We start from the raw sequence: 20,081 nt of genomic DNA on the forward strand, positions 1-20,081 counted from the left end.
CAGGGCGGACCGACCCGGTCCGCCCTGAATATCCGCGCTGACGACTCACGCGTCGGCGAGCGCCCGCTCGACCGTGAGCAACAGTCGAGGCACCTCCGACTCGGGCAGCCCGCCGCCCTGCGCCAGCTCGGGGCTGCCGCCGCCCCGGCCGGAGAACGCCGCCTTGACCAACTCGTTCGCCGCGATGCCCCGACTGCGGGCGGCCGGGTTCACCGCCACCACCAGCGACGCCTTGCCGTTGGCCCGGGCCGCCACCGCGACCACTCCCGGCCGGGACGCGTCGATCCGGCCCCGGATCTCCTGGGCGAGGGTGCGGACGTCGTTGCCGGCCGCCCCCTCGGGCGCCTCGGTGCCCACGTAGGCGACCCCGTGCACGTCCTTGGCCTGGGCGGCGAGCGCCGCCGCGCCACCGAGCACCAGCTGCGCGCGCAGCTTCTCCAGCTCCTTCTCCGCGTCGCGCAGCTGGGTGACCGTCTGCTCGACCCGGTCGGCGACCTGCTCGGAGGGGACGCGGTACAGCTCGGCGAGGCGGGACACCAGCAGGTGCTCGCGGGCCAGGAAGTTGAACGCGTCCATCCCGACGAGCGCCTCGACCCGACGTACGCCGGAACCGATTGACGATTCGGAGAGGATCTTGACCAGACCGAGCTGGCCGGAGCGGGCCACATGGGTACCGCCGCACAGCTCGCGGGCGTAGTCACCGACCTCGACCACCCGGACGTGCTCGCCGTACTTCTCGCCGAAGAGCGCCATGGCACCGATGCGCCGCGCCTCCTCCAGCGAGGTGACGAACGCGTGCACCTCCAGGTCGGCCAGGAGCACCTCGTTGACCTGCTGCTCCACGTCGCGCAGCACGCTCGGCGCCACCCCGGTGGCGGTGTTGAAGTCGAAGCGCAGTCGGCCCGGGGCGTTCAGTGAACCGGCCTGGGTGGCGGACTCGCCGAGGAAGTTGCGCATGGTCTGGTGCACCAGGTGGGTGGCGGTGTGCGACCGGGAGATCGCCCGCCGCCGGCTGGTGTCGATCTCCGCGTAGCCGGTCTCCCCGGCACGCACCTCGCCCCGCAGCACCCGGGCCCGGTGCACGATCAGCCCCGGCACCGGCTGCTGCACGTCGAGGACCTCGACCTGGCCGCCGCCCACCGTGATCATGCCGAGGTCGGGCTGTTGACCACCGCCCTCGGCGTAGAACGGGGTGGTGTCGAGCACCAGCTCGATGGTGTCGCCCTCGACGGCCGCCGCGCGCGGACCCTCGGTGCCGAGCACCGCCCGGACCGTCGACTCGCGGGCCACCTCCGTGTAGCCGGTGAAGGTGACCGGCCCACCGGCGTCGAGCACCGACCGGTACGCCGACAGGTCGGTGTGCCCGGTCTTGCGCGCCTGCGCGTCGGCCTTGGCGCGGGCCCGCTGGTCGGCCATCAGCCGACGGAAGCCCTCCTGGTCGACGGTGAGCCCCTGCTCGGCGGCGATCTCCAGGGTCAGGTCGATCGGGAAGCCGTAGGTGTCGTGCAGCTGGAACGCCTTGTCTCCGGAGAGCGCCGGCCGGCCCGCCGACTTCGTCTCGGTGATCGCGGTGTCCAGGATCGTCGTCCCGGCCCGCAACGTGGCCAGGAACGCGTCCTCCTCGGCGTACGCGTACGCCGAGATCCGGTCGAAGTCCGCCGCCAACTCCGGGTACGACGGGGCCATGGAGTCCCGCGCCACCGGCAGCAGCTCCGGCAGGGCCCGCTCCTGCCAGCCGAGCAGCCGCACCGACCGGATCGCCCGGCGCATGATCCGCCGCAGCACGTAGCCCCGGCCCTCGTTGGACGGGGTCACCCCGTCACCGATGAGCATCAACGCGGTACGCACGTGGTCGGCGATCACCCGCAGCCGCACGTCGTCCGGGTGTGACTGGTTGGCGGCGTGACCCGAGTGCGCGCCGTACCGCTTGCCGGTCAGCTCGGCCGCCCGGTCCAGGATCGGGCGGACCTCGTCGATCTCGTAGAGGTTGTCGACACCCTGGAGAAGCGAGGCCATCCGCTCCAGGCCCATGCCGGTGTCGATGTTCTTCGCCGGCAGGTCACCCAGGATCGGGAAGTTCTCCTTGTCGGTGCCCGGACCCCGCTCGAACTGCATGAACACGAGGTTCCAGAACTCCAGGTACCGGTCCTCGTCGACCTCCGGACCGCCCTCGGCGCCGTAGGCCGGACCCCGGTCGTAGTACAGCTCGGAACACGGGCCGCACGGACCGGGAATGCCCATGGACCAGAAGTTGTCCTTCTTGCCCCGACGCACGATGCGCTCATCGGGCACCCCGGTACGGCGCCAGATGTCGTACGCCTCGTCGTCGTCGAGGTACACCGTCGCCCAGATCCGCTCCGGATCCAGCCCGAACCCACCGGCCTCGACCGACTTCGTGGCCAGGTCCCAGGCGAGCGGGATCGCCCCGTCCTTGAAGTAGTCGCCGAAGGAGAAGTTCCCGTTCATCTGGAAGAACGTGCCGTGCCGGCTGGTCTTGCCGACCTCGTCGATGTCCGGCGTACGGATGCACTTCTGCACACTCACCGCGCGCCGGTACGGCGGCGTCTGCTGGCCCAGGAAGTAGGGGACGAACTGCACCATGCCGGCGTTGACGAACAGCAGGTTCGGGTCGCTGATGGCGGGCAGCGGAGCGGACGGCACCACGGTATGACCGTTCGCCTCGAAGTGGGCGAGATACCGCCGCTTGATCTCCGCCGTCTTCATCGCTGGTGTTCCTCCGGAAAGATCTCTCGGTCGCCGACACGCGGGTCCTCCCGCAGCTCGGCGAACTGGTCGTCGAACGCCTCGCCCTGGGCGAACGCCTCGTGGATCTCGTGCTCCCGCTCGGCCATCCCGGCGCGTACGTCCGCCACGAAGCTACGCAGTTCCTCGACCAGTCCGCCAGCGGATTGCGAGAGGTTGTCGGCGATGCCGGCCGGGGTGTACGCGTGCGCGGCGCGGGTCGCCTTGCGCACCACCACCACACCGACGGCCAGCCCGATACCCAGCCAGAAAAGGCGCCTCATGCTCGTACCTCCGGGTGCCGTCGGGGTCAGCGGTTCCCGCGCCGGGCGGCGCGTCGCTGAGCCTTGATGGTGTCCCGCACCTCACGTTCGGTCTCGGCGTGCCGGCGGGTGGCGGCGGCCTTGCGCACGCCGTACCCGAAGGCGGCCACCTTGACCAGCGGGTTTGCCGCGGCTGCGGAGACCACGGTGACCAGGTTGGCGACGTTGGCGCTGATGTTCTGCGCGTGGCTGGTCATGGTGTCGACCTTGGCCAGTTGGAGGTTCACCCCGTCGAGCGAGGTCTGGACCTGCTCCAACGTCACGTTGACGTTGCGTACCGTGGTGTTGACGTCACCGAGCAGGGGCCCCGTCCGGTCGTTGAGGTCGTTGATCATACGGGTGGTGGCGTCCACGGTGTGCCGCAACCGCAGGATGGGCAGCGTCAGGATCAGCACCAGCATCGCGAACGCGATCGCCGCGATCAGCGCCGCGACCTCCAAAAAGCCCACGCCAGTCCTCCTCAAACTGTGCCGTCGGGGCGCAGCGCCCCGAGCCGCACGACCGTCTCGCCCACGTCAACGTCGAGTGCCCGGCCGACAACCGGTCACCACCAGCACCTGACCCTACCGTCCGTGATGACGATCGGCTCAGGACGGTGGTGACGGCGTCAGGTCACTCAACGGGTCGTCGGTCACTGTCGGGAAGGGATCCTCACCGGTCAGCGAGGGATCGGTGCTCGGCTGTGGCCGCGTCCGCTCGTCGTCGATCGCGTTACGCACCTTCACCGACACCAACGAACCGGGGCACTCCTGCGCCGCGGTGGACGGGTCGGGAGCCGGCACCACCGCGGGTTCACCGTCCACCGGTGGCGGCACGCAGGTCCGATCCCGTACCCAGAGGTCGAGCGTGAGTTCGTCCCGTCGCCAGCAGGTGTAGCTGCCCTTCTCCTCCTGCTCCGGGCAGTAGTTGGGCGTCCACCGCTGCCAACCGTCACGGGTAAGCGCAGCCTCGTACGCCTGAGCCGTCTCGTGCGTTGACCGATCAGAGGTGGCCGTGCGTTCCCGCAACCGGCAGTCGAGCAGGCACCACTGGCTGCCGCTGACGTCATCGACCGGTTCGACCGAGGCCCAGGACGGCACCTCCAGTTCGTCCAGCGAGGCGAAGACCGGATCCCGGTTCATGGTCTGCATCCCGAAGAACGCGGGGAGAACACCGAGCAGGATGACACTGGCCAGCACCAGGACGGCGGCGCGCAGCCGCGGCGAGCCTGGCGCCGACCGGCGCGGCTCACCGTCGCCCGCCTGGCCGCCCTCGGGCCGGTCGACGTCGGCGACCTCCGGCACCTCGGCACGTCGGACCATCGGCTCCGCGCCGGGATGCCCGGCCGGATCGACCGGTGCCACGGCAGCCGCGGCGCGGGCCACCGCCGGAGCCTCACCACCCCGCCCGGGGGGCACCGGTGGCACCCCGGAGGGTTCGGGGCGCGCCGGGTGCCGGTGCGGTGGCGTGGCCCGGCCGGCGAGCCGGTCCTCCGGTCGCACCGGGGCACCGGCTCGAGCCGCGACCGGCGAACCGGTCGGACCCGCGCCGACACCCCGGACGGGGTCAGCGGGGCCACCGCCGACGGCGCCGGCGTCGGGCCGGTGCGGGCCGGCGTCGGGCCGGACCGCGCCACGGGCGGGGCCCGGCGGCGGGACGCCCGGGCGACCGGCCGTCGCGTCGGGCCGGGCCGCACCACGCGGCGGTCCCACGGGCGGACCTTCGGGTCGGGCCGCACCACGCGGCGGAACTCCCGGCCCGCCACCGGGCCGCGCCGCACCACGCGGCGGGCCTACCGGCGGTCCGTCCGGTCGGGCCGCACCACGCGGCAGAACTCCAGGTGGCCCGTCGGGTCGCGCCGCACCACGCGGGGGAAGCTCAGGCGGGCCGTCCGGACGCGCCGCACCACGGGGCGGGCCGTCGGTCCGGGCGACCGGGCCGGTCGCACCGATCCGGGGCAGGGTGCCGGCCCGACCGGTTGGCTCAGGTCCATCGGGGGCAGGGCCGGCCGGCGGAATGGGGCGGCCACGCCCGGCCGGTGGCCCGTCGGCGCGGCGGGCGGGCCCGGCCCCCGGACGTTCCGGTCTCGACTCGACCCCGCGTCCATCGGCCGGCGCGGCGCCGGCGTTCGGCCGACCGGGCGGGCCGCCGACGTCCGTGCCACGGCGATCGCCGACCGTCGGCGTACCGCCGGAGGGCGTGCCGATCACGCGGCCGGACGGTGCGCTGGGTCGCTTGCTGATCGTGGGCAACGCCGGGTCGGTGTGGTGCGGTCGCCCGGCCTGCCGGAGCCAGTCGGACGGCCGTTCCGGCCGGCCAGGTCGGCCCTCGACCGGCCGCCCACCGCCGGGTGGCGTCTCGGTGCCGGCACCCGCTACCGCGTGCCGTCCGGACGGCTCCTCGGCCGCGGCGCACCGGCCCCGGGTCGGATTGTCGTCCGCCGTGCGCTGGCCCCGGGTGGGACTGTCGTCCGCGTCGGCCGGGCGGCGTCCCCGCAGTGACTCGGCCGGCCCGTCGGCAGGGCGGTGACCGAACGGCGGCTGCGGCTCGGGTGGCGTCCGACGACCCGACGCCGCGTCGGCGGCTCCCTCCGGCCCGACCGGGCCGGGTGCGATTCGACGGTCCCGGTCGGCGCCGGTCGGTGCGCCCGACTCGCCACGGCGAACGGGTGTGGTGTGCGCGGGCCCAGCAGCCGGTTGGCCGGACGGCACACCGGGGATCGGTGGCGCGTTGCCGGACAGCGGCACCACCGGCCGCTCCTCCGCCGGCTCGGCGGCCCGTCGACGGCCCGCACGCCGACCGCCGGCCGGAGCGCCGCCCGGCCGACCGGCGGTGGGCGTCATGCCCGGCGCCGCCGAGCCGGGGGTGGTGTCCGGTCCAGGCCGCTCGGGACCCCGCAGGCCGGCCGGGTCGGCGACCTGGTCGGGTGGGAGACGTCGGCCGCCGCGCGGTGGCGTCGGGTCCGGCGCACCGGGTGCCGGTGGTCCTACCGGAGCGTCGGCCACCCGGGGACGGCCCGGCCCGGCGAAACGCCCGGCCCGTCCGTCGTGGACGCGGCTGGGATCGGCACGGCCCGGCGGAAGCGGGCCGGTGACCGCCTCCGGCGGGGCCTGGGTGGGCTCGGTCGAGGGCAGGCGGCGAGGGCCGGCCGGTGCGGCGTTCGGCCGGACGCCGGGCAGGCGCCGCTGCCCGGGCGGGCCCGACACCTGTGCTGCGGGCACACCCGACACCGGTCCGGGCGGTCGACCCGGAGAGGTCGGTACGCCGGAGACCGGGCCGGCCTCCGGAACCGGTCTGGGACCGTCGCCCGGAACCGCCTCACCGGGATGTGGCCGCCGGGCGGGTGGCCCGGCGGCTCCGGGCTGCCGTGGCCAACCAGCGGGCGGGGTGTTCGGTGCGTCGGGCTCGTGACGGGCGGCGGGCGGCGGTGGGGTGGCGAACGGCGGGGCGGCCGGGAGCCGTCCGGGGGGCGGGCCGGCGGGCGGCCGGGCAGGGTTACCCGGCCAGGGGCCGTCGACCGGACGCGCTCGTGGAGGTTCGGCCGGGCCGCGGCCGGGTGGTGGTGGTACCGGCCCGTCCGGCCCCGGGTGGTTGACCGGCGCGGGGCCGGACCGCAAGGGCGGCTGCTGGCCAGGGCGCTCCGGCCCGCTGCGCCCAGCGTGCGGCTCGACGGCGGTCCCGTCGGGGCCCAGCTCGGCGCGCTGCTGCTTGGCCGAACGCAGGTCGTCGATCCAGCCGAAATCCTCGCCGCCCCCCGCTTCCTCCGGGGTGGCCTCGGATCTGCCCCGACCCCAGCGGCGACTCTTGCCGCGCCGCGCGTCCGGGCTCTCCTCCGGTCGGTCCGACGATTTCACTGTTGACCCCTCCCGTCGGCGCTCGCGCCGACCTCTTCGGCCACTTGGGCTGCCGTGGCCGTACGACCGTCGCCATCGTCCCCCCCGGACGACGTCGGCCGGGCCGGCCGACCGCCCGGTGCCGGCTCGTCCGTGCGGGCAGGGGTGGACAGCCCGCGGACGATCCGGCGCAGCAACGGCAGCCGGCCGGCCACCGATCGCTCCGCGCCGTGCTGGCTCGGCCGGTAGTAGTCGGTGCCGACCAGGTCGTCGGGCACGTACTGCTGGGTGACCACGCCCCGCTGGTCGTCGTGCGGGTAGCGGTAGCCGATGCCGTGCCCGAGACCCCGGGCACCGGAGTAGTGGGCGTCCCGCAGGCCCCGGGGCACCGGCCCGCCCCGGCCGGAGCGCACGTCGGCGATCGCCGCCCCGATGGCGGTGGTCGCCGAGTTCGACTTGGGCGCGGTCGCCAGGTGGATCACGGCCTGGGCGAGATTGAGCTGCGCCTCGGGCAGGCCGACGTACTCCACCGCGTGGGCCGCGGCGGTCGCCACACCGAGCGCCGCCGGGTCGGCCATGCCGACGTCCTCGCTGGCGAAGATGACCAACCGCCGCGCGATGAACCTGGCATCCTCCCCGGCGACCAGCATCCGGGCCAGCCAGTGCAGCGCCGCGTCCACGTCGGAACCGCGCATGCTCTTGATGAAGGCGCTTGTCACGTCGTAGTGGGCGTCCCCCGCCCGGTCGTAGCGGACGGCCGCGGTGTCCACCGCGCGTTCGGCGGTGGCCAGGTCGATCTGGTCGTTGCCCAGCGCGGTCGTCGAGGCGGCCGCCGCCTCCAGCGCCGTGAGCGCCTTGCGGACGTCCCCGCCGGCCAACCGGACCAGGTGCTCCTCCGCCTCGGCTGCGAGGGTGAGCGCCCCGGCCAGCCCGCGCTCGTCGACAAGCGCGCGGTGCAGCAGCCCGCGTACCGCTACGTCGTCGAGGGGCCGGAGGGTGAGCAACACGCACCGCGAGAGCAGCGGGGAGATGACCGAGAAGTACGGGTTCTCGGTGGTGGCCGCCAGCAACGTGACCGTCCGGTCCTCCACCGCGGCGAGCAGCGAGTCCTGCTGGGTCTTGCTGAACCGGTGCACCTCGTCGATGAAGAGCACCGTCGGCGGGCCACCCGAGCGCCGCTGCCGTCGGGCCGTGTCGATCACGGCCCGGACGTCCTTCACCCCGGCGGTCAGCGCGGACATGGCGACGAACCGCCGGTCCGTGGCGGCGGCGACCAGGTGGGCGATCGTGGTCTTGCCGCTGCCCGGCGGCCCCCAGAGGATGACCGACATCGGCGCGTTGCCGGCGACCAGTTGCCGCAGCGGCGCACCGGGGGTGAGCAGGTGTTCCTGGCCGACCAACTCGTCCAGACTGGCCGGGCGCATCCGGACCGGCAGCGGCGCGTCCGGCCCGGCCGGGGTGAAGCCACCGACACCGCCGGAACCCGTCTGCGCACCGGGCGCTGTGGCGGGTTCACCGAGGGTGAAGAGGGCGTCGGACTCCATCACGAGAACAGTACCGGGCTCGGCCGACAACGCCGGAATCGCGCCGCCGGCCGAGCCAGGGGTGATCGTTTCCGGTCAGCCGCGGCCCGGGCGGCGACCCCGGTACCAACGACCACCGCCGCCACCCGGCCCTCGGCCGACGCCGGCCAGGTAGAGCGAGAGCAGCAGCAGACCGATCAGCACCAGGGTGTTCCAGTTGAACAGGTCCGGTGCGCCGAGTTTGGTGTCCAGCAGGTCGAGCAACAGAGCGAAGCCGAAGACGACGGCTGCGGCGATGGCGAGCATGACGTTCCTCCGGTGGGGGTTCCAGTAGGTCGGCGCGGGATGTACCCGATCGGTCGGCTCGCCAATCTCCACGGTGGATCGCGGTTACCACCACCGCCGCACCGGGCTCGCGTGCCCGCACAGCCCGCCCGGAGCGGACCGGGCCCGGGTTGCGGCCCGGCACGACCACCTACGCTGGCGGCATGATCGTCGCCGACGAGATCCTCGACGGGCGGGATGCCGTCCTGGCCGCGACCGGTCACCATCCATTCGTCCGGCACTCGCTGCCGTGTCACGAACCGGCGCGTGGATGGCGACGTGCCGGGACCGTGTGCTGGCTGCTCGCGGTCGAGCAGGGGCCGATCGGTGGCGTGATCGGCGCTTCGGAGACGGCAATCGACCTGGTCAACTCGCTGGCCGCAGCGGGGGCAGTCGGTGCTGGGCGGTGGATTCATCTGCCCCGCGCGGACCCCGCGCCGATCGGGCCGGCTGTGGCCGGGCACGAGGACTGGGATTTCCTCTGGACGACAAGCGCGCCGCCGACTCAGCCCGGCGAGGAGCGGGTGGTACGACTGACCGAGGCAGACCACCCGGCGCTGACGGCGCTGATCGACGAGGCGTTTCCGACAAGTACCGCCCGCCCGGGCAGTCCGCAGGTGCGCGGCTGGTACGGCATCCGCGACGGTGACCGGCTGGTCGCCTGCGGCGCCGACCGGACCCGGGGCGAGGTCGGTTTCCTCGCCGGGCTGGCGGTGGCGCCGCAGCATCGGGGGCGCGGTCTCGGTGCTGCGATCACCACCGGGATGACGCGGGCCCTGCTGGCCCGGTACGGCATGGTGGCGCTGGGCGTCTACCCGAGCAACGTGCCGGCGATCCGGCTCTATCGGCGACTCGGCTACGCCGACACGTTCCCGCTCACCTCGGTCCGCTTCGCCTGATCGTCGGTCCGGCCGTCGGCGGTCCTTCCTGCCCGGTCGGCGGCCGGTTCGTCCGCGATCCTTCCGGCCCGGTCAGCGGCCGGCCTCGGCTGGCCGGCGACCCGGCCCGCCCGCCAGGCGGGCAGATACAGCGGGGCGGCGACCGCCAGCGCGACCGCACCGACAAGCATCGCCGTGCTCACCCCGGCCCGGTCGCCGATGAAGCCGAGCAGCACGCCGCCGAGCGCACCGGCCGGCAGGGCCACCATCGAATTCACCGAGATCACACTGGTTCGGTACGGGCCATCGACCTGCCGGTGCAGCAGTCCCATGTGCAGTGGGTTCGATGCGCCGTGCACGGCATGGCAGGCGAAGAAGGCGATCAGCACGCCGACCGGTCCGGCGAGCAGGGCCATCGCGACCACGGTGACGCCCTGCACGATCCGCAGCAGCGCGGCACCGGGTGCGGCACCGAGCCAGCGGATGAGCAGCGGGGTGAGCGCCGCGCCGGCCGCGGAGGCAAGCCAGGCCACGGTGCTCGCCGGGCCGAGCAGGGCGGCGGCCCGGTCGGCGTCGCCGACCACCTCGGCCAGCCGGATCGGCAGCAGGCTCTCGAAGGTGACCATCCCGAAGCCCCAGAACAGCTCGACCGCGACCAGGGCGAGCAGCACCCGGGAACGGCGCAGCAGGCCGAACGCCTCGCCGACCATGCGTGGCGCGGCCCGGACCGAGGCCCGCACCGCACCGGGCCCGCTCGCCGGTCGCCGTTCCACCAGCAGGGTCAGCAACGCCAGCAGCGAAACCCCTTGCAGACCGAGGGCGGCCAGCACCGGCGTGGTCAGGGCACTGACCGGGCCCAGCGGACCGAGAGCGACCAGTCCGCCGCTGAGCAGGGCACCGGCCGCGATGCTCAGGCCGAGCACGGTGCCACCGTGACCGAGCCCCTTCTCGTACGCGGCATCCGGGTCGACGGCCAGGGTGCTGTCCACGTACCAGGACTCCAGCGGGCCACTGTCCAGGGCACGGAACACGCCCTGCAACGCCCAGACGATGGCCAGCAGGGCGAACGAGTCCGCCACCACCAGCAGACCCAGTGAGACGAGGCTGACCGAACCGGCCGCCACCAGCACCGGCTTGCGGCCCAGCGCGTCGGCGAACCCACCGGTCGGCAACTCCAGGGCGAGCACCACCACCCCCTGGGCGGCAGCGGCCAGACCGATCTGGGTCAGGGTCAGGCCGCGCTCCTGCATCAGCAGGATCACCACCGGGATCAGCAGGCCGGTCGGTAGCCAGCGCAGACCGTGCAGGATCAGGAAACGACGCCGGATCTGGCGTACGGACAGTTCGCTCACGGCTTCCTCCCGAGCAGCAGCGGGAAGGTGGCGAGGAAGATCTGCACCTGCTCGGCACCGGGCTCATCCGGATCAGCCTCGGCCCGGTAGCGCTCCAGGGTGCGCCACAGCTCCTTCTGAAGTTCGGTCAACCGGGCCGCCGGAACCGTCAGGAAGGCGTCGCTCATGCCGAAGGCGTCCCGCCACTCGGGTGACCACTCGTCGCGGACGGCGAACCATCGTTGGGTGTGCTCGACGAAGAGGCGGACCTGCTCGGCCTGGATCCACTCCATCGCGGCCCGGGCGTCGGGGTCGTCGTCGAAGTCGGTGTTCTCCCAGTTGGTCACGTCATGGGCGGCCCGCCACCAACGCTGTCGCCCGGTGCCCCGGCCGGGTTCCTCGACGACCAGCCCGACCTCGGCCAACTGGCGCAGGTGATAGCTGGTCGCGCCGGTGTTGCTGTCGAGCAGTCCGGCGAGGGTGGTGGCTGTGGCCGGCCCCTTGACCCGCAGCGCGCCGAGCAGCCGGGCCCGCAGCGGATGCGCCAGCACCCGCACCTGCCGGTGATCGACCCGGACCTGTCGCGGCGGCGGGCGACGCTCTCCATCGGTCATGGATGCACAATATCTGTGCACAACTATTGTGCACAATAGTTGTGCACTCTGCCGTCAGCGTGCCGGTGGGGGTGGGTCGGCGTGCGGGGTGGGTTGACTTTGCCCTTCTGAGCTGAGCCTTCTCCTTCGAGCGGCCGAGGAGCGGTTACCTCCGCGCCCGGCTGTGCCATGGGCGGCCGGACGACGGTGTGCTCATCGACCGGCGATGGCGGCGAGCAGTTCCGAGACGCCGCGCAGCCGGGTGCGGAGCAGGCCCACGGCTCGGGAGCAGTCGAGGCGTACCTCGGTGGGGCGCGCCACACCGGCACCGGCTCCGGTGGTGGTCTTCAGGCCGGCCGGGTCGATGCCTTCCCGGCGGGCCACCAGCAGGCCCAGCCCCGCCCGGCTGACCGCGTCCGGGCCCGCCACGTTGAGCGGGCCGGCGACATCGGAGCCCACCAGTTCCAAAACGGCGGCGGCGAGATCACCGACGTCGATCGGGCAGCGCAGCTCATCGGTGAACAGGGTCGCCCGACCAGCCAGCGCATCCCGGCAGAGCTGAACCTGTTTGCTCCCCTCGCCCAGGATCAGCGAGGTGCGCACCAGCACCGCACCCGGGTCGATCGCCCGCACCGCCGTCTCCGCAGCCGCCTTCGCCGCCCCGTACGGGAAAATCGGAGTGGGCGGATCGTCGTCGGCGTACGCCTCGGGTCGCCCGGCGTGCAACGCGTCGCTGGAGATGTGCACCAGCCGGGCACCCGCCCGCGCGGCGGCGTGCGCCACGTGCGCCGCCCCGTCAGCGGTGACCGCCCAGTCGCCGTACCGGTAGGGGGTGCTGACCACGGCGTCGGGGCGCACCTGCGCGACCAGGGCGCGCACCGCGGCCCGATCGGTCACGTCCAGTCGACGCACCTCGACGCCCGGCACCCCGATCTCACCCGAGTGGTACGTCCCGACAACCGACCACCCCGCGCCAACCCCCTGCCGACAAACCTCCCGCCCCAAAAACCCACTCCCACCCACCACCAGCGCCCGCACCGTCGCCTCCCGCACTCGCCACCCACACCGTTGATCATGAACTTGTTGTCACGCCACGTCGGTTCACGGGACAACAAGTTCATGATCGACGAGGACTCGGGCCCGGCCCGTGGGGAGCGGTGGGTGGGTCAGGTGGGGTCGGCTACGGGGGCGGCGGGGCCGGCGGTGCCCTGGTGAGACGGCGGCTGCTGGGGCTTGGGCTTGGCGTCGATGCCGGCCTCGGTGCGCTGCTGGGCGGTGATGGGGGTGGGGGCGCCGGTGAGGGGGTCGAAGCCGCCCCGGGTCTTGGGGAAGGCGATCACCTCACGGATCGAGTCGGCCCCGGCGAGCAGCATGCAGACCCGGTCCCAACCGAAGGCGATGCCACCGTGCGGGGGCGGGCCGTAGCTGAACGCCTCCAGCAGGAAGCCGAACTTGTCCTGCGCCTCCTCGGGAGTGATGCCGAGCAGGTCGAACACCCGCTGCTGCACGTCGCGCCGGTGGATACGGATCGAGCCGCCACCGATCTCGTTGCCGTTGCAGACGATGTCGTACGCGTACGCCAGGGCCCGGTCCGGCGCCTCCTCGAACCGGTCGACCCAGTCGGAGTTCGGCGAGGTGAACGGGTGGTGCACAGCCGTCCATCCCCCCGCCGCGCCATTCTCGGCCGACGTCCGTTCGAACATCGGCGCGTCGACCACCCAGCAGAACGCCCAGGCGCTCTCGTCGACCAGACCTGCCCGCTTGGCGATCTCGATCCGGGCCGCGCCGAGCAGCTCCTGCGCCTCGCGGGTCTCCCCGCTGGCGGCGAAGAAAATCGCGTCGCCCGGCTTGGCACCGACCGCGTCGGCCAGCCCGGCCAGGTGCTCGGCCGACAGGTTCTTCGCCACCGGCCCGCGTGCCTCGCCGGTCTCGGCGTCGAGCACCACGTAGGCCAGTCCCTTGGCGCCACGCGCCTTGGCCCAGTCCTGCCAGCCGTCCAGTTCCTTACGGCTCTGGCCGGCACCGCCGGGCATGACCACCGCACCGACGTAGCCGCCCGCGTCGATCGCGGTGGCGAAGACCCGGAACTGGGTGCCGCGCAGGTAGTCGGTCAACTCGGTCAGCTCGACGCCGTACCGCAGGTCGGGCTTGTCCGAGCCGTACCGCGCCATGGCGTCGTGCCAGGTGATGCGCGGGATGGGCCGGGGAATCTCGTGGTCGGCCAACTCCGACCAGAGCGCGGCGACGATCGCCTCACCGAGGTCGATCACGTCGTCCTCGGTGACGAAGGACATTTCGATGTCGAGCTGGGTGAACTCCGGCTGCCGGTCGGCCCGGAAGTCCTCGTCGCGGTAGCAGCGGGCGATCTGGTAGTAACGCTCCATCCCGCCGACCATCAGCAACTGCTTGAACAGCTGCGGCGACTGCGGCAGCGCGTACCAGCTGCCCGGCTGGAGGCGCACCGGCACCAGGAAGTCGCGGGCGCCCTCCGGCGTGGACCGGGTCAGCGTCGGCGTCTCGATCTCCAGGAAGTCGCGCTCGTGCAACACCGTACGGGCCAGCTGGTTGGCGCGTGACCGCAGCCGCATGGCTCGCGCCGGGCCGCCGCGCCGCAGGTCGAGGTAGCGGTACTTGAGCCGGACGTCGTCCCCGGCCACCACCTGGTCGTCAACCGGCAGCGGCAGCGGCGCGGCCTCGGAGAGCACCTCCAGCTCGGCCGCCGTCACCTCGATCTCGCCGGTGGGCAGCTCCGGGTTCTCGTTGCCCTCGGGCCGCCGGGTGACCTCACCGACGACCTTGACGCAGTACTCGTTGCGCAGCGCGTGCGCGTCCTCCTCGCGGAGGACCACCTGCACCACGCCCGAGCCGTCCCGCAGGTCGACGAAGATGACACCGCCGTGGTCGCGCCGGCGGGCCACCCACCCGGCGAGCGTCACCGTGGTGCCGGCGTCCGTCGCACGCAGGCTGCCGGCGTCATGGGTACGGATCACGACGTACGTCTCCCTCGTCTGCTCAATGTTTGTGCTCCCGCATTCTGCCCGCCTCCGTTCCCCGGGTGTGCGGAAGGGCCCCCTGTTAACGCCTGCGGTGGCCGAAGGGCCCCTTCTTGACACTCTGGGGCGAAGGCGGCGGCAGCGCCGGAGCGGGATTGGCGGGCGACCTCGCCTGGTCCTCGTACGCGGACAGATTCGTCAGCGCGTCCGGCTCACGGACGCGGCCCTCGGGTCCGCGGCGTAGCGGCGGGCGACCTCGTCGGCGTCGCCAGCGGTGGCACCGGGATCGAAGATCACCTCCAGACACGGTGTCTGCGGCCCGGCGAATCCGAAGCCGGCGATGAGGTGATCGGGATCGAAGCGGTGACTCTCGCGCATCAGCTCGTCGACGGTCACTTCCGGCCGCACGCACACCATCACCTCGGGCTGGGTACCACCCCAGGCCAGGGCCGGAGCCGATGCGCCGATGGTGAGCAGGAGCGCCGCCCCCACGCCGATCACGGTCGCCCGACCGAGCGCGGTCCGACGCGCCGGCAAGGCCCCGAGTGCCGGCCGACTCGCCGGCAAAGCCCCGAGCGCGGTCCGACTCGCCGGCAGGGCCACCGCGCCGAGGGCGGCCAGGGCGTACGCCCACAGCGCCCGCTTGTCCGCCGTGTCGTACAGAGCCAGCGCGACGATGCCGGCGCCGATGGTCTGGGTTACCAGGGCGACCGGGCGGAACTCCGGCGCGTCGACGACTTTCGCTGGTATCGCGGCAAGCGCACCGAGCGCCAGGAGGAGCCCGACGAACCAGAACGCATTCCATTCACGACGCGCGTCCACGGCGAGCAGTACCCAGGCGATCACCTGCCCGCACACGAATATCGGTGCGCGGAGCTGAGCCAGGAGTCGTAAGACCATTGGGTGACCGTACGTGATGGACCTGATCCGAGACAGCGGTGCGGGCCGCCGGAGGAGGAATCCGGCGGCCCGCAGGCGGAGGAGGTTCTCCTGGCGGGGAGGTCAGAAGATGCTGACGCCGTAGCGGCTCAACGCCTCGGTGACCGGCTGGAAGAAGGTGGTGCCGCCGGTGGAGCAGTTGCCGCTGCCGCCGGAGGTCAGGCCGAGCGCGGTGCTGCCGCTGAACAGCGAGCCGCCGCTGTCACCGGGCTGGGCGCAGATGTTGGTGCGGATCAGACCACGGACCTGGCCCTCGGCGTAGTTGACCGTGGCGTTGAGCGCGGTCACGGAGCCACTGCGCAGGCCGGTGGTGCTGCCGGAGCGCTGCGCCGACTGGCCGACGTACGCGTTACCGGCGCCGGTGATGTCGCGGTAGCTGCCGTTGTAGAGGTAGACGTTGCCGGCCGCGTTGCCCGAGTTGTTGTGCCGGACGATGCCGTAGTCGTTGCCCGGGAAGCTGGTGCCCGCACGGGTGCCCAGCAGCGAGGTCTGGCCCGAGTTGCTGTACCAGCTCGACGAGATGTTGGTGCAGTGCCCGGCGGTCAGGAAGTAGTACGTGCTGCCGCTGCGCACGTTGAAGCCGAGCGAGCACCGTCCACCGCCGCCGGCGTAGATCGCCTGGCCGCCGGAGATGAGGGTGCTCAGCGGAGCGGCCTCGGCCTCGATGCGCACCGCGCCGTTGGTGCGCGCGGCGGCGGCCTTGACCCGCTCCAGCTTGGCACCGGTGACGGTGCTGTCGACGGAGATGACGACCTGGTTCGTGACCGGGTCGGTCCACCAGGCGGTGCCGGGGATCGCGGCGGAGCGCTCCAGCACGGCGGTGGCGCGGTTCAGCTCCGCGGCGCCACGCTTGACGACCTTGGGGGTGCCGCCGGCGGCGGCCACCTGGCGGGCGGCGACGACGTCGGTGACGGCCACGACCATCTTGCCGCTGGCGTCGGCGTACGCACCGGCGGCGCGGTCACCGAGCCGATCGGCGAGCGCGGTTGCGGCGTCGGGCGTGACGCTCCCGGGTGCCGCCTGGGCGGGGGTGCCGGCCAACACGCCGGCGACCAGGGTTCCGGCCGCGGCGACGGTGACGACGCGGCGGAGCATTGACCTCGTGGGTCGCATGTAACAGCCTCCCGATATGGGGGATGGGCCCTGTCACGTCGACAGGGACGGGGGCAGCTCGACCACCTGGGGAAATGGCCAAGCGAGGGAAAGTATTCACATATTTAAGATCGTAAGCAAGACCCCTGTTTGCCCGAATTCACCCATCGGCCACAGGTAACCGCTCCGCAACATTGTGGACACAGAAAGTCATCTATACGCTCCGGTAACCGCCGCTGTCCGGCACCCGTGAACCGGAGGCCACCATGCCCCTCATCCGACGTACGCTGGCCACCCTCGCCGGCGTCACCGCCCTCGCCCTGCTCGCCCCCAGCCCTGCGACGGCCGACCCAGGCCCACCGCCCACCTCGATGGCCAGCCTCGGCGACTCCATCACGCGCGGCTTCAATGCCTGCGGGTGGTACGTCGACTGCACCAGCCGCTCGTTCAGCACCGGCGACAACTCCACCGTCAACAGTCACTACCTGCGCATCCGCCGGATCGACCCGGCCATCAACGGACGCAACCACAACGCCGCCCGCACCGGCGCGAAATCAGCCGACCTGTACGGCCAGGCCGGCACCGCGGTCAGCCAGGGCGTGGGCTACGTGACGATCCTGATCGGCGCGAACGACGCCTGCACCAGCTCGGAGTCGACGATGACCTCGCCGACCACCTTCCGGGCCAACATTGACTCCGCGCTGAACCGGCTGAAGACGGGCCTGCCGAACGCCCGGGTCTTCGTGATCAGCATCCCGGACGTGCACCGGCTCTGGACGGTCGGCAAAGGCAGCGGCAGCGCCCGCACCGCCTGGTCGCTCTTCGGCATCTGCCAATCGATCCTGGCCAACCCGACCTCCACCGCACAGGCCGACGTCGACCGGCGCACCCGGGTTCGCCAGCGGGTGATCGACTTCAACGGCCAACTCGCGGCGGCCTGCGCCGCGTACGGCTCGAACTGCCGATACGACAACAACGCCGTCTTCGGCTACCCCTTCACCCTCGCCCAGCTCTCCACCTGGGACTACTTCCACCCCAACACCACCGGCCAGCAGACCCTCGCCACCATCTCCTACCCCGCCGGCTTCGCCTGGTAGCCCTCCCCCTCCCCTCACCCCCGCGATCTTGCACTTCTCGTCGCGTCGGAACGGGATACAACACCCGTATCGGCGACCGAAAGTGCAAGATCGCGGGGGTCGGTGGAGGGCGGGGCGGGGCGTGCGGCGGGGTCAGCTCACCAGGGGGGTGAGGTCCTGGCGGGGCGGGGTCCACTCGCCGGGGGCGGCGGCGATCTGCTCGCCGGAGCGGATGTCCTTGACCTCGTCGGGGGCACCATCGGTGCCGGGGAACCAGACGTACGGGATGCCGCGCCGCTCGGCGTACCGGATCTGCTTGCCGAACTTCGCCGCGCTCGGCGACACCTCGGTCGGAATGCCCCGGGACCGCAGCGCCCCGGCGACGGAGTCGCTGGCCGAACGCAGTTCCTCGTTGGTCACCGCCACCAGCACGCAGGTCGGCACCTCCCGCGACACGGACAGCGTGCCCGCGCCGAAGAGCAGCCCGAGCAGGCGGGTCACGCCGATCGAGATGCCCACCCCGGGGAAGCTGGCGTTGCCCGCGCTGGCCAGGTTGTCGTACCGCCCGCCGGAGCAGATCGAGCCGAACCGCTCGTACCCGATCAGCTGTGTCTCGTAGACCGTGCCGGTGTAGTAGTCCAGGCCGCGGGCGATGCGCAGATCCGCCACGCAGAGACCCGGCGTGTGCGCGGCGGCGGTCTCCACCACCCGGACCAACTCCTCGACCCCCTCGTCGAGCAGCGGGTGGCTCACCCCGAGCGCGCGCACCGCGTCGGCGAAGGAGGCGTCCGGCGCGTTGATCTCGGCCAGCGCCAGGCACGCCTTCGCCTGCGCCTCGCTCGCTCCCGCCGTGCCGGCCAACAGCTCCGCCACCCCGGCCGGCCCGATCTTGTCGAGCTTGTCGACCGCACGCAGCGCCGCCTCCGGGTCGGTCAGGCCGATGCCCCGGTAGAAGCCCTCACAGATCTTGCGGTTGTTGACCTGGATGCGGATCGGCGGGATCGGCAACGACCGCAGCGCGTCCCCGACGACCAACGGCATCTCCGCCTCGTGGTGCACCGCGAGGGTGTCCCGGTCGACGATGTCGATGTCCGCCTGGAGGAACTCCCGGTAACGCCCCTCCTGTGGGCGCTCACCGCGCCACACCTTCTGGATCTGGTAGCGGCGGAACGGGAAGTTCAGCTTGCCGGCGTTCTCCAACACGTACCGGGCGAACGGCACGGTCAGGTCGAAGTGCAGACCGAGGGCGTCGTCACCGGCCGGGCCCTCCGGGTCGCCGTGCAGCCGCCGGATCACGTAGACCTCCTTGGAGGTCTCCCCCTTCCGCAGCAGTTGGTCCAACGGCTCGACCGCGCGGGTCTCCAAGGGCGCGAAGCCGTACAGCTCGAAGGTCGACCTGATCCGGTCCAGCACGTACTGCTCGATCATCCGCTGGGCGGGCGTCCACTCCGGGAACCCGGAGATGGGCGTGGGCTTGCTCATGACGTACTCCCTCGGCAGCCGCGCGCTGCGCGGCAGAGTCTGCTGACGATCCCGCGCGGTCCGCGCGGTGAGGTCTCGACGCGACCGTTACAGGCCGCGGGTGGGTGCCGCCGGTCGCGCGCCGCCCATCTCCGCCACCTCGACGAGGTACGGGTTGGTGACGCGCTCGCGGCCGATGGTGGTCGTGGGGCCGTGGCCGGGCAGGACGACGGTGTCGTCGGCCAACGGGAGGATCTTGTCCCGCAGGCTGGTGATCATCGTCGGCATGCTGCCGCCCGGCAGGTCGGTGCGGCCGATCGAGCCGGCGAACAGCACGTCACCGGAGAGGCAGATCTGCTCCGCCTCCCAGGGCGAGCCGGCGCCGGGCAGCCGGAAGAGCACCGACCCGCCGGTATGGCCGGGCGCATGGTCGACGGTGATCTCCAGCCCGGCGAGGGCGAGCGTCGTACCGTCGGCCAACTCGGCCACGTCCTCGGGCTCGGCGTACGGCAGTCGCCCGCCGAAGAGCTGCGTCAGGTCCATCGACAGCGCCTTCGTCGGATCCGCCAGCAGCTCCCGGTCATCGGGATGCACGTACGCGGTGATCCCGCGCGCCCCACAGACCGGCGCCACGGAGAAGGTGTGGTCGAGGTGCCCGTGGGTGAGCAGCACCGCGGCCGGGTGCAGACGATGCTCGGCGAGCAGCGCGTCGAGCCGGTCGACCACCCCGATGCCGGGGTCGACCACCACGCACTGTTCCCCCGGCCCGGTGGCGACCACGTAGCAGTTGGTGCCGAAGGCGTCCGCGGGAAAGCCGGCCACGAGCACGTCCGCACCCCTTTCCGTCGAGTCGTCCTCCCCGGCAGCCTACCGGCGTCGCCGTCCGGCCGGTCCGCCCCGCCGACCCCCGGGTGAGGCACTGACGGATCCCGATGTAGATGGGCACCGACCTCGTACACCACTTTCCCAGCCGGTACCCGTACACTCTGGCGGG

16 protein-coding genes are annotated in these 20,081 nt (G+C 72.6%); 2 read left to right on the forward strand and 14 right to left on the reverse strand.

Annotated elements, in window-relative coordinates; translation table 11 throughout:
* Positions 1-45: 45 nt before the first annotated feature.
* The 6 genes from alaS to ACFY2A_RS03195 all read right to left on the reverse strand — a co-directional run bounded on the left by alaS (position 46) and on the right by ACFY2A_RS03195 (position 8,706).
* The gene (gene alaS / locus ACFY2A_RS03170; RefSeq protein WP_387167746.1) at positions 46-2,724 is read right to left on the reverse strand and encodes an alanine--tRNA ligase; all 2,679 of its coding nucleotides are present in this window, start codon (positions 2,722-2,724) and stop codon (positions 46-48) included.
* A complete protein-coding gene (locus ACFY2A_RS03175) occupies positions 2,721-3,026 on the reverse strand; it encodes a hypothetical protein (protein WP_093404399.1) in 306 nt (101 codons plus the stop codon). Before ACFY2A_RS03175 ends, alaS begins: the two co-directional genes overlap by 4 nt.
* Positions 3,027-3,052: 26 nt before the next feature.
* Positions 3,053-3,514 carry a DUF948 domain-containing protein gene (locus tag ACFY2A_RS03180; protein ID WP_099846515.1) on the reverse strand — a complete coding sequence of 154 codons (462 nt, stop codon included), beginning with the start codon at positions 3,512-3,514 and terminating at the stop codon, positions 3,053-3,055.
* Between the two features lie 138 nt (positions 3,515-3,652).
* Entirely contained in the window at positions 3,653-4,195 is a 543-nt protein-coding gene (locus ACFY2A_RS03185; protein WP_387168534.1) for a hypothetical protein, read from the reverse strand.
* Positions 4,196-6,894: 2,699 nt separating this feature from the next.
* Positions 6,895-8,421: a replication-associated recombination protein A gene (locus tag ACFY2A_RS03190; protein WP_387167750.1), complete on the reverse strand. Its 1,527-nt coding sequence runs from the start codon at positions 8,419-8,421 to the stop codon at positions 6,895-6,897.
* A 75-nt stretch (positions 8,422-8,496) separates the two neighbouring features.
* Positions 8,497-8,706, reverse strand: coding sequence for a hypothetical protein (locus tag ACFY2A_RS03195; RefSeq protein ID WP_093404409.1), 210 nt, complete (start codon positions 8,704-8,706; stop codon positions 8,497-8,499).
* A 182-nt stretch (positions 8,707-8,888) separates the two neighbouring features.
* On the opposite strand from ACFY2A_RS03195, the gene ACFY2A_RS03200 reads away from it, so the two are divergent.
* On the forward strand, positions 8,889-9,623 hold the full coding sequence (locus ACFY2A_RS03200; RefSeq protein WP_387167753.1) for a GNAT family N-acetyltransferase: 735 nt from the start codon (positions 8,889-8,891) through the stop codon (positions 9,621-9,623).
* Here ACFY2A_RS03200 and ACFY2A_RS03205 read toward each other — a convergent pair.
* The 6 genes from ACFY2A_RS03205 to ACFY2A_RS03230 all read right to left on the reverse strand — a co-directional run bounded on the left by ACFY2A_RS03205 (position 9,581) and on the right by ACFY2A_RS03230 (position 16,571).
* A complete protein-coding gene (locus ACFY2A_RS03205) occupies positions 9,581-10,954 on the reverse strand; it encodes an MFS transporter (protein WP_387167756.1) in 1,374 nt (457 codons plus the stop codon). The genes ACFY2A_RS03200 and ACFY2A_RS03205 overlap by 43 nt on opposite strands.
* Positions 10,951-11,547, reverse strand: coding sequence for a helix-turn-helix domain-containing protein (locus ACFY2A_RS03210; RefSeq protein WP_387167759.1), 597 nt, complete (start codon positions 11,545-11,547; stop codon positions 10,951-10,953). Before ACFY2A_RS03210 ends, ACFY2A_RS03205 begins: the two co-directional genes overlap by 4 nt.
* Before the next feature lie 192 nt (positions 11,548-11,739).
* Complete coding sequence (locus ACFY2A_RS03215; RefSeq protein WP_387168537.1) at positions 11,740-12,564, reverse strand: sugar nucleotide-binding protein; 825 nt, start codon at positions 12,562-12,564, stop codon at positions 11,740-11,742.
* A gap of 128 nt (positions 12,565-12,692) precedes the next feature.
* Positions 12,693-14,516, reverse strand: a complete 1,824-nt coding sequence (gene aspS, locus ACFY2A_RS03220; RefSeq protein WP_387167762.1) for an aspartate--tRNA ligase — start codon at positions 14,514-14,516, stop codon at positions 12,693-12,695.
* Between the two features lie 201 nt (positions 14,517-14,717).
* Positions 14,718-15,419: a hypothetical protein gene (locus ACFY2A_RS03225; protein ID WP_387167765.1), complete on the reverse strand. Its 702-nt coding sequence runs from the start codon at positions 15,417-15,419 to the stop codon at positions 14,718-14,720.
* A gap of 102 nt (positions 15,420-15,521) precedes the next feature.
* Positions 15,522-16,571, reverse strand: a complete 1,050-nt coding sequence (locus ACFY2A_RS03230; RefSeq protein WP_387167768.1) for a S1 family peptidase — start codon at positions 16,569-16,571, stop codon at positions 15,522-15,524.
* Positions 16,572-16,816: 245 nt separating this feature from the next.
* Between ACFY2A_RS03230 and ACFY2A_RS03235 the strand changes: the two genes are divergently transcribed.
* Entirely contained in the window at positions 16,817-17,647 is an 831-nt protein-coding gene (locus tag ACFY2A_RS03235; RefSeq protein WP_387167771.1) for an SGNH/GDSL hydrolase family protein, read from the forward strand.
* Between the two features lie 132 nt (positions 17,648-17,779).
* On the opposite strand, the gene hisS is transcribed toward ACFY2A_RS03235, so the two are convergent.
* Positions 17,780-19,108: a histidine--tRNA ligase gene (hisS, locus tag ACFY2A_RS03240; RefSeq protein ID WP_387167774.1), complete on the reverse strand. Its 1,329-nt coding sequence runs from the start codon at positions 19,106-19,108 to the stop codon at positions 17,780-17,782.
* An 87-nt stretch (positions 19,109-19,195) separates the two neighbouring features.
* Positions 19,196-19,915: an MBL fold metallo-hydrolase gene (locus ACFY2A_RS03245; protein WP_387167777.1), complete on the reverse strand. Its 720-nt coding sequence runs from the start codon at positions 19,913-19,915 to the stop codon at positions 19,196-19,198.
* Positions 19,916-20,081 lie beyond the last annotated feature (166 nt).

This window comes from Micromonospora sp. NPDC000442, assembly GCF_042898635.1.
Lineage (GTDB): Bacteria > Actinomycetota > Actinomycetes > Mycobacteriales > Micromonosporaceae > Micromonospora.

Bases quoted from the DNA above. Each gene is read 5' to 3' on its own strand.
- ACFY2A_RS03175 (WP_093404399.1), bottom strand. From the start codon at position 3,026: ATGAGGCGCCTTTTCTGGCTGGGTATCGGGCTGGCCGTCGGTGTGGTG.
- ACFY2A_RS03190 (WP_387167750.1), bottom strand. From the start codon at position 8,421: ATGGAGTCCGACGCCCTCTTCACCCTCGGTGAACCCGCCACAGCGCCC.
- ACFY2A_RS03195 (WP_093404409.1), bottom strand. From the start codon at position 8,706: ATGCTCGCCATCGCCGCAGCCGTCGTCTTCGGCTTCGCTCTGTTGCTC.
- ACFY2A_RS03235 (WP_387167771.1), top strand. From the start codon at position 16,817: ATGCCCCTCATCCGACGTACGCTGGCCACCCTCGCCGGCGTCACCGCC.
- alaS (WP_387167746.1), bottom strand. From the start codon at position 2,724: ATGAAGACGGCGGAGATCAAGCGGCGGTATCTCGCCCACTTCGAGGCG.
- ACFY2A_RS03230 (WP_387167768.1), bottom strand. From the start codon at position 16,571: ATGCGACCCACGAGGTCAATGCTCCGCCGCGTCGTCACCGTCGCCGCG.
- hisS (WP_387167774.1), bottom strand. From the start codon at position 19,108: ATGAGCAAGCCCACGCCCATCTCCGGGTTCCCGGAGTGGACGCCCGCC.
- ACFY2A_RS03225 (WP_387167765.1), bottom strand. From the start codon at position 15,419: ATGGTCTTACGACTCCTGGCTCAGCTCCGCGCACCGATATTCGTGTGC.
- ACFY2A_RS03200 (WP_387167753.1), top strand. From the start codon at position 8,889: ATGATCGTCGCCGACGAGATCCTCGACGGGCGGGATGCCGTCCTGGCC.
- ACFY2A_RS03210 (WP_387167759.1), bottom strand. From the start codon at position 11,547: ATGACCGATGGAGAGCGTCGCCCGCCGCCGCGACAGGTCCGGGTCGAT.
- ACFY2A_RS03185 (WP_387168534.1), bottom strand. From the start codon at position 4,195: ATGCAGACCATGAACCGGGATCCGGTCTTCGCCTCGCTGGACGAACTG.